This is a genomic window from Faecalibacterium sp. IP-3-29 (assembly GCF_023347335.1).
Lineage (GTDB): Bacteria > Bacillota > Clostridia > Oscillospirales > Ruminococcaceae > Faecalibacterium > Faecalibacterium duncaniae.
Genome location: NZ_CP094471.1, coordinates 2350250 through 2363220 on the forward strand (window position 1 = coordinate 2350250; position 12971 = coordinate 2363220).

Below are 12971 nucleotides of genomic sequence, written 5' to 3' on the forward strand. Positions count from 1 at the left end.
GATGACGCTGGCAGCAACACGGCTGATTGCGCTGCACAAAAACAAGGGCATGACCGTTGCGGCCTGCCTGAAAAATCGCACGGACTATATTGAAAACCCGGACAAGACCGAGCAGGGGCAGTTTGTCAGCAGCTATGCTTGCAGCGCCCTGACAGCAGATGAAGAATTTATGCTTACCAAGCGGCAGTACGATCTCGTAAACGGACGCAGGCAGAAGAGTGATGTAATCGCTTATCAGATACGGCAGTCCTTCCGTCCGGGGGAAATCACCGCAGAGGAGGCTAACAAAGTAGGCTACGAACTCGCCATGCGCTTTACCAAGGGCAAGCACGCCTTTGTGGTGGCAACGCACACAGACCGGCAGCACATCCACAACCATGTGATCTTCAACTCAACAGTGTTGGATGGCACCAGAAAGTTTCGGGATTTTTTCTTTTCGGCGTTGGCAGTGCAGCGGTTGAGTGACCTGATTTGTTTAGAGCACCAGTTGTCCATCATTGAGAAGAAACCCTACCGGGAACGGCAGAAGCGTGTTCTCTATCCTCCCAAGGAGAGTAATCGTGACCGCTTGTGCGGAATCATCGACACCATCCTTGCAGAACAGCCGAAGGATTTTGAAGTCTTTCTGCAAAAACTGGAGCAGCAGGGCTATGAGGCGAAGCGTGGCAAGTACACGTCGGTGAAGGGAAAAGGGCAGAAGCGCTTTATCCGGTTCCGCACTCTGGGCACCGGCTATGGTGAGGACGAGATCAAGGCGGTGCTGGAGGGCAAGGCGAAACACCAACCGTACCAGAAGCAGCCGCCCAAAGAACAGCCCTTCCAGTTGCTGGTGGACATTCAGGGAAGAATGGCAGAGGGCAAAAGTGTCGGCTATAAAAAGTGGGCAACCAAGTTCAACCTGAAGGAGATGTCCAAAACTCTGCTGTTCTTGCAAGAGCAGAAAATCAGCAGTGCCGAGGAGCTGCGGGAACGTGCAACGGCAGCAACAGAACGCTATCATGCTATGGGGGATTCCATCAAGGCAGCGGAAGCAAGGCTGACAGAAATTGCTATCCTGAAAACCCACATTATCAACTATGCCAAGACCCGTGAAGTGTACGCCGCCTATCGGAAAGCCGGGTACAGCAAAGCCTTTTTGGAAGCCCACCGAGAGGAGATCACTCTGCACAAGGCGGCGAAAACTGCCTTTGACGAGGCCGGACTGCAAAAATTGCCTAAGGTCAAGGAGTTGGATGCGGAGTTTGCAGAGCTGCTGACCAAAAAGAAAGCAGCCTACCCGGACTACCGCAAGGCACGGAACGAGATGCAGGAACTGGTTCGGGCACAGAAAAATGCAGAACGATTTTTTGCGGAGGAAAAGGGCACCACCGAGAAAACTCAGACCCGATATGAATATTCTGTTTGTCGTCACGCACGATTATGAATTTCTGAACCGGGCGTGTAACTGCTATGTCCGGATAGATAAGATAAATTGATCGGGAAAATAAAAAAACAGCGACTTTGAACGGTCGAATTTGCTTTCAGACCTTCAATAGCAACAGCACCCCCACACAGATTGACATGCTACCCCCAGAGTATTTAGAGTTTTGTTTTTTACTCTGTCTACTCTGGGGGTAGCATATCACAGGACGGTGCCGGGGGCGAATTCTCCCGGTTTTTGGACTTCCTCAGCAGGCTTGCCGACATTCAGACCGGGAAGACCATTGCTGCGGATGTTTCGTTTTGCAAAAGACGGTGCACCGACTGATTTATGGAAGCGCCAGCACATCGGTAAGGGAGGTGCGGATCAGTTCTATCAGCTCGTCGGTCACCGGGGGCAGGGTGCGTCCTACATGGTGTGCCAGCAGCAGATACAAAGGCTGGGGCGGGTCCAACGCAGCGCACCGGGAATGGTGGCGGCGCTCCATAAGGTTCAGAGGCAGCAGGGAATCGGCAACGCCAATATTTGCTAGCTGCCGCAGGATGGAGGTATCCGCCTCACAAGCAGCGGGGGGCAGCTGCCCGAACATCTGGGGCAGCAGGGCGTCTTGCAGGGTCCGGAGGGTTGAGCCTGCCGATGCCATTAGCTGGGGGCGGGGGTCCAGCCCCCCGGGGAACAGATCCCCGGGCTGCCATCCCTCCGGGCAGCGGCAGGGGGCAAAGCAGTAGACCATCTCCGTAAGGGTCAGTACCTGACAGTGCAGCAGGTCCTGCCGGGGCTGGGAGGAAAGAAAGATGCCCAGATCTGTGGAGGAGTTCATCAGGGATTCCAGGGTCTGCTCCCGGTTCTCCTCACGGATGGTCAGCTGGATATCCGGGTGCCGGGCGCAGAATGCAGGCAGGGCGTGGTCCCGCAGCGCCTTGGCAAACAGGGGGTCACAGCTGATATACAGTTTACCGCCGCGTCCCTGCCGGTAGGACTTGGTGTGGGCAAACATCTCGTTTTCGATGTGGAGGATGTTCCGGGCGTTGTTTACAAAGATGGTTCCGGCACTGGTGGGACGCAGCCGGTTGTGCTCCCGGGTGAACAGGGGAGTGCGCACCATCTCCTCCACGGCACGCAGGTGGCGGGAAAGGGCGGACTGCGCCAAAAAATGCCGCTCTGCCGCCCGGGAAAGACTCTGCTCCTCCACGATAGAAATCAAATACTCCATCACCCGGCTGTCAAGGTTCACCTCCTGCATGGTCTGCAGGGCGGTGCCCACTGCCTCCCGGGGCAGGCTGCCGGTGTCTGCCAGCTGAGAGGGTGAGAGCACTTCTTGCAGCAGCTGGTCCACCAGCGGGTCGTCGGTGGGCTTGTACCGGGGATCGCGGAGGCGTTCGGTGATCAGCAGACCTGCCAGATACCGCTCCGGCTCCGTAAGGGTGTGCCCCAGCGGGAAACGCAGGTGCAGGGTCTGGTGCACAGGAGGATTCAGCGGACGGTAGGCAAGTTCGCTGCAGGGAAATACGTGAGCGTTGCTTACCAGCCCCACTCCCACTGCCTGATGCATCATGGAGTCCAGCAGGATAACGTCGTTGGACTCAAAGGCGACTACGGGCTGGAACCCCGCCTGCTGGAAAAGCTGCTCTGCAATGAGCCGGATGCTGTGGCGGGGACCCTGCAATACAAAGGGAGTGTCCCGCAGGTCTGCCAGATGGATGGTCTCCTGCTTTGCCAGTGGGTGGGAGGCAGGCAGGGACACCAGCAGTTCTTCGTGGGCAATGGGGATGTCGGTGATCTCGCTGCTGGTGGCACCGGCGCCCAGTGCCAGGTCCACCAGTCCCCGGGCGATGGCTCCCGGCTGCTCGGCGGCATACAGCTCGGTGAGGCTCAGGGAGATGTCCGGGTACCGGCGGGAGAACTGGTTGTAGATCCTGCTGAAGATGATGGCACCCCGGTTGGGGGCGGTGGCAAGACGGATCGCCTTGCGGTTGCCGCCGGTGACCTCTTTCATGGTCAGCAGCATACGGTTCTGCTCGTCAAGGATCTTCTGGGCGCATTCTACCACATACCGTCCCACGGCGGTTGGGTACAGGCGGCGGTTGTACCGCAGGAACAAAGCAAAGCCAAAGGTGCGCTCGCACTCTGCCAGAAACTTGCTCAGCGCCGAGGGGGAGACGTGGAGCGCCTGCGCCGCATGGCTCAGATTGCCATAATTTGCAATGGTGGAAAGGTAATAATACTGACGGGTGTTCATAGCAGTTCCCTTTTGTTACAAAATGGTAAAAAGTCGGATTTTAGCCAGAAATCTGCAAAGTGCTGGGGAATATGGAAAAGTTTTTCCATAATAAGTATAAAGGACCACAAAAGGAATTGCAAGCTGCTGTGAACAAATCGTTATGAAAAAGCGGAATTCTTGTGTATCGTAAAGTGAAGCGGCAGGTTGTACAATAAAAGCACAGAGAGGGTAACACCTCAACCAACGCAGAATGATCACCGGAAAAGAAGGAGACTAACAATGAAGAAGATCACCAGAAGATCCATGCTCAAGGGCAGCGCCGTTGCTGCTGCAGCCCTTGCCCTGTCCGCCTGCGGCGGCTCCAGCTCCAGCTCCAGCTCCGCTTCCTCCGCCAGCGCTGCTGCATCCGCAGCCGCTGACGGCATCGGCTTCCCAAAGAATGAGACCATCACGCTGGCGGTTCCCGGCAAGGCAGGCGGCGGCTCTGACTTGGCCATCCGTTACTACAGCGAGGGTCTGAACCGTATCTACGGCCTGAAGACCACCGTCACCAACTACGACTCAAACACCGTCGGCCACCAGACCGTCGCCAACGCAAAGCCGGACGGCACCACCCTGACGCTGGCTACCTCTTCACTGAACATCCAGTACATCACCGGCAACGCTACCGTAAACCCCATGACCGACTTCACCTTGATCGCCTGCCTGCAGGACAACGGCTTCTCTACACTGGCTGTTCCTGCAAACGCACCTTACGATGACTTTCAGGGCTTCGTCGATTACGCAAAGTCTCATCCCAATGAGCTGAACGCCGGTATGCCGGCTGCAGGTGCAAACACCTTCCTGTTCGGCAAGCTGTGCAGTGTTCTGGGCATCGAGCTGAACAAGGTTGAATGTGCTTCCGAGTCTGACCGTCTGACCAATCTGGCCGGTGGATTCATCGACATCGGTGTCGTGGGTCTGGGCAACGCTCAGGAGTATTCCAAGGCCGGCAAGCTGAAGGTCATCGGCACCGTGGCGGGCGACGGCATCACCATCGACCAGTACCCCGCTGAGCTGCCTGAAAACTACAAGACTCTGCAGGAGCAGGGTTTCAAGGACTGCTACATGCTGGTCTACCACTACCTGATGGGACCTGCCGGCATGGACGAGACCATGGTCAAGCAGATGAACGCAGCCATGGAAGAGGTTGTCAACGACCCCACTGTCCATGATGGCATCGCAGGCATCGGCCACATCCCCGGCTGGCACGACCTTGAGGAGTCCGAGGAGCTGCATCAGAAAGAGTACGATGAACTCGTCAACATCGCAAAGAACCTCGGTATGTACGTTCAGGGCTAACCCAAAATTCTGCCATCGACTGCACTTTTTATCTGCACAGAAGTCTTTCTCTGAAAAGTGTAGATCCTCCTAAATAGACAGCCCGGAGCTTCTCCTCTCCGGGCTGTTTTTGAGAAAAGCGAGAGGTACTTCCATGAAAATGAGACACGATATGGTAACAGGCATCGTTGGCTTGCTTACCTGTATTTTCTTCTTCATCATGACCCAGCAGGTCCGCCAGCCGGCCAATCTGCTGGAGCCGGGTCCCCGGCTGCTGCCGTATGTGGCTATCTTCCTGATCGGCATCAGCTCCATTGCCCTCATCGTCAAGGGCTACAAGGAGCGCGAGATTGCCGAAAAGCCCTATTTCCCCAAGGGCGGCGTGATCAAGGTCACCAAGAGCTTTTTGATGCTGGTGATCTACGCCGTGGCTATGACCTATCTGGGATTTGTGATCACCACCCCGTTTGCAACCGCCGCCTTTATCTATGATTTGAAGGGCAACAGCGAAGTTAAGCCCGTGTCCACCGTCATCATCTCGGTGGTCGTCACGGCTGTGCTCTACGCAATGTTCGTCTTTGCGTTCCAGATCAAACTGCCCGCCGGCGTTCTGTTCGGCGGCTAAGGAGGGAAAATAAATGGCTGCATATCTTTCTGCTTTACTGGTCTGCATGAAGCCGCTGAACCTGCTGCTGATCTTTGCCATGGTCGCGCTGGGCATCGTCTTTGGTGCAATCCCCGGTTTGTCCGCTACTCTGGGCATCGCTCTGCTGCTACCCATCACCTTTGGTCTTTCCACCGAGACTTCCTTTGTCATGCTGCTTGCCATCTGGATCGGCGGCGTGTCCGGTACCTTTATCTCGGCGGTGCTCATCGGCATCCCCGGTTCTTCCTCTGCCATTGCCACCTGCTTTGACGGCTATCCCATGACCCAAAAGGGACAGGCAAGCAAGGCGCTGGGCATCGGCATGACCGCTTCCTTCATCGGCACCGTGTGCTCTGTGGCGATCGCCACCGTGCTGTCCCCGGTGATCGCAGAGGCGGCTCTGCATCTGGGACCCTGGGAATACTTCTCCCTGTGCTTCTGCGCCATTACCCTTATTGCCTCCCTGTCCAAGGGCAACATCTTCAAGGGCATCATGTCCGCCGGCATCGGTCTGCTCATGGGCTGCATCGGCATGGACCCCATCAACGGCGCTACCCGCTTCACCTTTGGCAATGTGTACCTCACCTCCGGCATCAGCACCGTTGCACAGATGCTGGGTATGTTCGCCATGTGCCAGATCATCCGTGACAACGCCAAGGGCGAGGCAAAGATGCCCGATGTGGACGTCAAGAACATGAAGGGGCTTGGCATCGGCTTCAAGGACATCATCGAAAACATCAAGACCATTATCTTTGCATTCGCTTCCGGTCTGTGGATCGGCTTCTTGCCCGGCATGGGCTCCGGCATCTCCAACATGGTCGCCTATGGCTATGCCAAGGGCATCAGCAAGGAGCCTGAGACCTTCGGTAAGGGCAACCCCGCCGGTGTGTGGGCTTCTGAAACCGCAAACAACGCTTCTCTGGGCGGTGCCCTCATCCCCATGATGGCTCTGGGCATCCCCGGTGACGGCATCACCGCAATGCTCATCGCAGGCCTGACCATCCACGGCCTGCAGGCTGGCCCTCTGTTTATGACTGAGCAGCCCGATCTGGCCATGCTCATCTTCGCCTGCGTCATGGTCTCCGCCATCGTCACCTACCTCATCCAGATCATCACCAAGCGCTGGTTTCCGTATATCTTGAAGATCCCCTATCATTATCTGTATACTGTTATTTTGGTCATCAGCTTCATCGGCGGCTACGGCATCTCCAACACCATGTTCAACATCTACGTCATGCTGGCTCTCTGCCTGCTGGCTCTGTTCATGAGTGTGGCCGGTCTGCCTACCAGCCCGCTAGTTCTGGCCTTCATCCTGTCCAGCAAGCTTGAGCGCTACTTCCGTCAGGGCATCAGCTACGCCCACGGCAGCTACGCACCCTTCTTTACCCGCCCGGTCTCCTTCATCCTGCTCATCATCGCCGTGCTGTGCGTGGTGTGGCCCTATGTCTCTGACCACCTGAAGGCAAAGAAGTCTGCAAAGGCTCCTGCTGCTGCCCAGAACATCGGCGAGGACATCAACGATGACTGAGCCGGAGCAGCTGCCTGCCCAGGAGAGGTTCTACGGTTCCCTTGCCTCCATGCTGCGCAAGTACGACCGCTACGCCCGGCAGGACGCTTTCCGGGGCAGAACCCCGGAGGAATTCCGGCAATGGCGGGAAGATACCCGAAGCCTTTTGCATTCCCTGTTGGGAACATGTAAAATGGAACGTGGTATACAAGATGCTCGCCGAATGGAGACCGTCTTCACAGAGGAGGGTATCCGCCGGGAGCACTGGAGGATCCAGGTGGAACCGGAGGTCTGGATGACCCTGTTCCTTCTGGCGCCTGCCGGCGCTGGAAAGGACACCCCGGTGATCCTCTGCCCTCCGGGGCACAACGGTGCCGGAAAGTACTCGGTCGCCGGTGTGCGGGACTACCCGCCCATTACCGAAAAGATCGATCATTACCATTACGATTACGGTCTGCAGCTGGCAAAACAGGGCTGCGTGACGGTATGCCCGGACTGCCGGGGCTTTGGAGAGCGGCGGGAAGACCCGGAGGACGCCCGGCGGCTGCCGGAAGGACTGAAGGGCGACTGCTACCGGCTGGCACACATGGGAGAGCCTCTGGGCATCCCGGTACTGGGGATGCTGACCTGGGACCTGGCAAGACTCATCGACTGGCTGGAAGAGGACCGGCGCTTCAACACAGACCGTCTGGGGGCCGTGGGGTTTTCCGGCGGCGGGATGCAGACGCTGTGGCTGGCGGCGCTGGACGACCGGGTAAAGTTTGCCGCCATCAGCGGCTATATGTACGGCTACCGGGACGCCCTGCTGACCCTGAACAACAACTGTTCCTGCAACTATGTGCCCCACCTGTGGGAGCATCTGGACATGGGCGATATCGCCAGCCTCATTGCACCCCGCCCGTTGTGGGTGCAGTCCTGCCGGGAGGACCGGCTCAACGGTCCCCGGGGCGTGGTAAACGCTCAGGAGCAGGTGGCGATCGCCGCCGAGGCGTACCGGCTGCTGGGTGCACCGGAAAACCTCCGGCACCAGATCTGCCCCGGCACTCACCAGTGGCACGAAGAAGACCTTGCAGAATATCTGACATTTCTTTTGGAGCATTCCATCAATAGCAAAGAGTAAGGGAGTTTTCCCCATGAACAAAAACGAGCTGCGCAATACCATCCTGTCCCAGATCCAGCTGCCCTGCATCGGCAAAAACCGGATGCAGGTGGAGCCGGTGCCGGGACAGATGCAGACCCGACAGCTGCAGCAGGCGATCGACGACCTCAGCCGGCAGGGAGGCGGAACGCTGGTCCTGCAGCCGGGCGTCTACCGCACCGGTGCGCTGCACCTGAAAAACGGCGTGGAGCTGCACCTTGCATCGGAGGATACTCTGGTGCAGTTTGTGCCCGATGACCCGGCAGAAAACTACCCGCTGGTGTTCTCCCACTGGGAGGCAAGTCCCTGCTACAATTTCAGCGCCCTGCTGTATGCCTGTGATGCACAGGACATTGCCGTTACCGGCAAGGGGGTGCTGGACGGCGGCGCCGATGCAGACCACTGGTGGAACTGGCATCATCAGGTGGAGACCTCCTGGTCTGAAAACAAGCCGGACCTGCAGCTTGCCGACCGCAGTGCCCTGCGCAGCATGAATCTGGGCGGGGTGCCGGTGGATCGGCGCATCTTTGGCGAAGGACACTACCTGCGCCCCAACTTCTTCCAGTCCATCCGCTGCCAGCGGGTGCTGCTGCAGGGGGTCACCCTCCGCAACAGCCCCATGTGGCAGCTGAACCCGGTGCTATGCAGCAGCGTGGTGGTGGACGGGGTGACCCTTTCCAGTCACGGTGCCAACAACGACGGCTGCGACCCGGAGAGCTGCAACGGCGTGTGGATCAAAAACTGCCGCTTTGACACCGGCGATGACTGTATCAGCCTGAAGTCCGGGCGGGACCGGGACGGCAGAGAGGCAAATGTGCCCTGCCGGAACATCCTGATCGAAAACAACGACTTTGCAGACGGTCACGGCGGCGTGGCACTGGGCAGCGAGATGAGCGGCGGCATCTACAATGTGCTTGCCAGCGGCAACCGATTCTCCAGCCCCAACCTGACCTATGCACTGCGGCTCAAGACCAACGCCCGGCGGGGCGGCGCTGTGGAGCGGGTCATGCTATGCGACAGTGTGATGGACCACGTCCACGGGGCGGCGGTTCACGGTACCATGCTCTACGAGGATGGGCGCAACGGCGACAGCCTGCCGGTGTTCCGGGACATCACCATGGAGAATATCACCGCCCACGGCGGAGATTACGGCGTCTTTCTGGAAGCATTCCCGGAGGTGCCTATTACCGGGCTGGTGATGCGGAACATCACCATTGACGGGGTGCGCCAGTGCCTGCGCAGCATGAACTGGAAGGATGCGGTGGTGGAAAACGTTACCATCAACGGTAAACGGTTCCCCCGTCCCGGCTATGTCCGGATCCTGGGGGTGCCCTGCATCGGAGGCACGGTCACTGCCAGCGCCGAGAGCTGCGGTGCACAGGAGCCGCTGACCTTCTGCTGGGAGGCGTCTGAGGATAACAAAAACTGGACCCGGTGCGGCGGGGGAGAGACCATCGCAGTGCCTGACGGGGCGGCATACCTCCGGGCCAGCGCCGCAAACCCTGCCGGAGACCGGGAGAGCAGCCGCAGCTACCGGGTGCTGCCGGCACCGGCGCAGGGAGCCGCTCCCCGGCTGTACTGCCGTGGGATGCTGAACGCCCCGGAGCTGGAGCGGGGCAGCGAGCCGGTGACCCGGCTGGAAGCAGCGCAGATGCTGCTGCCCCTCGCCGATGATCAGCTGCCTGCCCCGGAGCTGACGGATACCGCCGAAGAAGCGGCACGCCGGGCAGCGGCAAACCGGTTCTTCCCGCTGGAAAAGGGCTGCTTTGCCCCCCGGCGCACCATCTCCCGACAGGAGATGGCAACGGTGGCAATGCAGGCGTGCGGGGTGAACTACCGCAACGCATCCAGTACCATGCCGGTGTGCACCGACGTGGACCGGGTGGCAAACAACTACGGGACCAATGCGGCGCGGGCGCTGTATTTTGGATTCATGCAGCTGGAGGCGGACGGACGCTTTGACCCGGAGCGTCCGGTGAGCCGGAAAGAGGCTGTGGAGATCCTGGACCGGGTGGCAGATTTTGCCGGACTGTAAAAGGAGACAAAACGCATGTGGCTGGAGTATTTTGAACAGTATCTGGACCGGGTCTTTCCCCGGTTCCTCAGTGAAAAGCCCTGGAATTATAAAGACGACCTTTGCATGGTGGGGGCGGAGGACCTGTACTGCGCTACCGGCAGCGAAAGTTGGCGGGAGCCGGTGCGCCGGAACGCTTCCTTCCTGATGGACGACGCCGGCAGGGTGGCAAACTGGGTGCCCGGAGAACACAACATCGACAAGGTGAGCTTTGGCAAGTCCATGAGGATCCTGCGGGATGTTACCGGGGAGGCACGGTGGGCAGAGGGCGTGGAGCGCGCCTACCGCATTCTGGCGGACTACCCCCGCACCGTCACCGGGAACTTCTGGCACAAGGACATCTATCCGGATCAGGTCTGGCTGGACGGCTTGTACATGGGGATGCCCTTCTACGCCGCCTGCCTGACAGAAAACGGCGAGGACAACTGGGACGACATTCTGGACCAGTTTACCTCTGCCCACAAACTGCTGTGGGATGAGCAGCTGGGTCTGTACCGTCACGCCAACGACTGCTCCCGGAAGATGGAGTGGGCGGACCCGGTCACCGGGCAGAGCCCGGTGGTGTGGCTCCGTGCCGAGGGCTGGTTCCTCATGGCACTGGCGGACACCTACGAGATCGCAAAGGACCGCACCCCCCGTGCCGGGGAGCTGTGCCCTCTGCTGAAAAACGCGCTGGACCGTCTGCTGCCCTATCAGGTGGCAGACACCGGCATGTTCCTGCAGGTGGTGGATCGGGCAGACCTGACCGGCAACTACTCCGAGACCTCCGGCAGCGCTATGGTCGCCTACGCCCTGATGAAGGGTGCACGGCTGGGAATGCTGCCGCCGGAATACGGGGAAAAGGGTAGCCGGGTGCTGGACGGCATCCGGGACACCTACCTGAAAAAGGGCGAGCAGGGCTGGGAGCTTCACGGCATCTGCGCCAGCGCAGGTCTGGGACCGGGACCGGACAACCGCACCGACCGCACCGGCACCCCGGAGTATTATCTGAGTGAAAAGCAGATGGTGGACAACCAGCACGGTGCCGCCGCCTGCATGATGGCGGTCAGCGAGCAGCTGCGCCGTGCATAAGAGTATGAGGTGATTATTATGGCAGAACGTTTGACCATCCAGATCAAAGACAACGACAACGTGGTGGTTGCCGTCCACGACCTGCCCGCAGGCACAAAGACCGAGAGCGGCGTGGTCACCCGGGATCCCATCCCCCAGGCACACAAGATCGCACTGGTGGATATCCCCGCCGGCGGCGAGGTCATCCGCTACGGCGTGGTGCTGGGCTATGCAAAGAACGACATCCCCGCCGGCAGCTGGATCAACGAGCACATGTTGGACCTGCCGGAAAGCCCGGCACTGACCGATATGCCCTGGGGCACCGACATCAAGACCCCGGACCAACTGCCCACCCCGCCCCGGACTACCTGGATGGGCTACCGCAACAAGGTGGGTCCTGCCGGCACCCGCAATCTGCTGGGTATCGTCACCACTGTGCAGTGCGCTGCAGGCGTGGTGAAGGTGGCAGTGGAGCGCATCAAAAAGGAGCTACTGCCCAAGTACCCCAATGTGGACGGCGTGGTTGCCATCACTCATCCCTATGGCTGCGGCGTTGCCATCAACGCTCCGCTGGCATACATCCCCATCCGTGCCATCACCAATGTGATCCGTCATCCTAACTTTGGCGGTGAGGTCATGGTGGTGGGTCTGGGCTGCGAGAAGCTCACCTACGACCGGGTGCTGCCTCCGGAGGACATCAACCCGGAGAACTGCCTGACTCTGCAGGACTGGAAGGGTCACGATGCCATGATGCAGGCGATCCTGGACATGGCGGAGAAGAAGCTCCAGAAGCTGAACCTGCGCCACCGGGAGGAGCTGCCCCTCAGTGAGCTGCTCATCGGTATGCAGTGCGGCGGCAGCGATGCATTTTCCGGCATCACCGCCAACCCCAGCGCAGGCTATGCAGCGGATATGCTGGTAAAGGGCGGTGCCACCGTAATGTTCAGCGAGGTCACCGAAGTCCGGGACGGGGTGCCCATGCTTGCCGCCCGCTGCGTCAGCGCCGAGGTCCGGGACAAGCTTGCCGCCGAGATGAAGTGGTACGATGATTACCTTGCCGAGGGCGGTGTGGACCGGGATGCCAACCCCACTCCGGGCAACAAGAAGGGCGGTCTGGCAAACATCGTGGAAAAGGCAATGGGCTCCATTGCCAAAAGCGGCACCAGCCCCATCGTGGAGGTGCTGAGCCCGGCGGAGAAGCCCTCCAAGCACGGTCTGATCTTTGCCGCCACCCCTGCCTCCGACATCGTGTGCGGACCTTCTCAGGTGGCTTCCGGCATCGGTCTACAGGTGTTCATGACCGGTCGTGGCACCCCCTACGGTCTGGATGTGGCACCGGTCATCAAGGTGTGCAGCCGCAACGAGATGAAGGAGCAGTGGTTCGACCTCATCGACATCTCTGCCGGTCACGTTGCCACCGGCGAAGCGACCATTGCCGATGTGGGTACCGAGATCTTTAACCTGATCCTGGACGTGGCAAGCGGCACCAAGGAGCCTTACAGCGATCAGTACGGCTTCCACAACGATATGTGCATCTTCAACCCTGCCCCCATTACCTGAGGTGCAGCGCAAGATAGAGTACGAATACGGAAATC

9 protein-coding genes are annotated in these 12971 nt (G+C 59.3%); 8 read left to right on the forward strand and 1 reads right to left on the reverse strand.

What is annotated here, in order from left to right; all coding sequences use genetic code 11:
- The first annotated feature begins 1 nt into the window (after position 1).
- Positions 2–1423, forward strand: a complete 1422-nt coding sequence (locus MTP40_RS11190) for a relaxase/mobilization nuclease domain-containing protein (protein ID WP_442900429.1) — start codon at positions 2–4, stop codon at positions 1421–1423.
- Positions 1424–1748: 325 nt separating this feature from the next.
- On the opposite strand, the gene MTP40_RS11195 is transcribed toward MTP40_RS11190, so the two are convergent.
- Entirely contained in the window at positions 1749–3659 is a 1911-nt protein-coding gene (locus MTP40_RS11195) for a LysR substrate-binding domain-containing protein (protein WP_249259389.1), read from the reverse strand.
- Between the two features lie 261 nt (positions 3660–3920).
- On the opposite strand from MTP40_RS11195, the gene MTP40_RS11200 reads away from it, so the two are divergent.
- The 7 genes from MTP40_RS11200 to garD all read left to right on the forward strand — a co-directional run bounded on the left by MTP40_RS11200 (position 3921) and on the right by garD (position 12936).
- On the forward strand, positions 3921–4982 hold the full coding sequence (locus tag MTP40_RS11200) for a tripartite tricarboxylate transporter substrate binding protein (protein WP_207686598.1): 1062 nt from the start codon (positions 3921–3923) through the stop codon (positions 4980–4982).
- A gap of 133 nt (positions 4983–5115) precedes the next feature.
- On the forward strand, positions 5116–5586 hold the full coding sequence (locus MTP40_RS11205; RefSeq protein WP_097777499.1) for a tripartite tricarboxylate transporter TctB family protein: 471 nt from the start codon (positions 5116–5118) through the stop codon (positions 5584–5586).
- Between the two features lie 13 nt (positions 5587–5599).
- Positions 5600–7135 (forward strand): tripartite tricarboxylate transporter permease, encoded by a 1536-nt coding sequence (locus MTP40_RS11210; RefSeq protein WP_097777498.1) that lies wholly within the window; start codon positions 5600–5602, stop codon positions 7133–7135.
- Positions 7128–8234 (forward strand): dienelactone hydrolase family protein, encoded by a 1107-nt coding sequence (locus MTP40_RS11215; RefSeq protein ID WP_249259390.1) that lies wholly within the window; start codon positions 7128–7130, stop codon positions 8232–8234. The genes MTP40_RS11210 and MTP40_RS11215 overlap by 8 nt, the downstream gene beginning before the upstream one ends.
- Positions 8235–8247: 13 nt before the next feature.
- A complete protein-coding gene (locus MTP40_RS11220) occupies positions 8248–10287 on the forward strand; it encodes a glycoside hydrolase family 28 protein (RefSeq protein ID WP_143405501.1) in 2040 nt (679 codons plus the stop codon).
- A gap of 15 nt (positions 10288–10302) precedes the next feature.
- Positions 10303–11397 (forward strand): glycoside hydrolase family 88/105 protein, encoded by a 1095-nt coding sequence (locus MTP40_RS11225; RefSeq protein WP_097777497.1) that lies wholly within the window; start codon positions 10303–10305, stop codon positions 11395–11397.
- An 18-nt stretch (positions 11398–11415) separates the two neighbouring features.
- Positions 11416–12936: a galactarate dehydratase gene (garD, locus tag MTP40_RS11230; RefSeq protein WP_097777496.1), complete on the forward strand. Its 1521-nt coding sequence runs from the start codon at positions 11416–11418 to the stop codon at positions 12934–12936.
- The last annotated feature ends 35 nt before the right edge of the window (positions 12937–12971 follow it).

Excerpts from the sequence above, each read along its gene's own strand:
- MTP40_RS11190 (WP_442900429.1), top strand. The coding sequence starts at position 2 with ATGACGCTGGCAGCAACACGGCTGATTGCGCTGCACAAAAACAAGGGC.
- MTP40_RS11195 (WP_249259389.1), bottom strand. The coding sequence starts at position 3,659 with ATGAACACCCGTCAGTATTATTACCTTTCCACCATTGCAAATTATGGC.
- MTP40_RS11200 (WP_207686598.1), top strand. The coding sequence starts at position 3,921 with ATGAAGAAGATCACCAGAAGATCCATGCTCAAGGGCAGCGCCGTTGCT.
- MTP40_RS11205 (WP_097777499.1), top strand. The coding sequence starts at position 5,116 with ATGAAAATGAGACACGATATGGTAACAGGCATCGTTGGCTTGCTTACC.
- MTP40_RS11210 (WP_097777498.1), top strand. The coding sequence starts at position 5,600 with ATGGCTGCATATCTTTCTGCTTTACTGGTCTGCATGAAGCCGCTGAAC.
- MTP40_RS11215 (WP_249259390.1), top strand. The coding sequence starts at position 7,128 with ATGACTGAGCCGGAGCAGCTGCCTGCCCAGGAGAGGTTCTACGGTTCC.
- MTP40_RS11220 (WP_143405501.1), top strand. The coding sequence starts at position 8,248 with ATGAACAAAAACGAGCTGCGCAATACCATCCTGTCCCAGATCCAGCTG.
- MTP40_RS11225 (WP_097777497.1), top strand. The coding sequence starts at position 10,303 with ATGTGGCTGGAGTATTTTGAACAGTATCTGGACCGGGTCTTTCCCCGG.
- garD (WP_097777496.1), top strand. The coding sequence starts at position 11,416 with ATGGCAGAACGTTTGACCATCCAGATCAAAGACAACGACAACGTGGTG.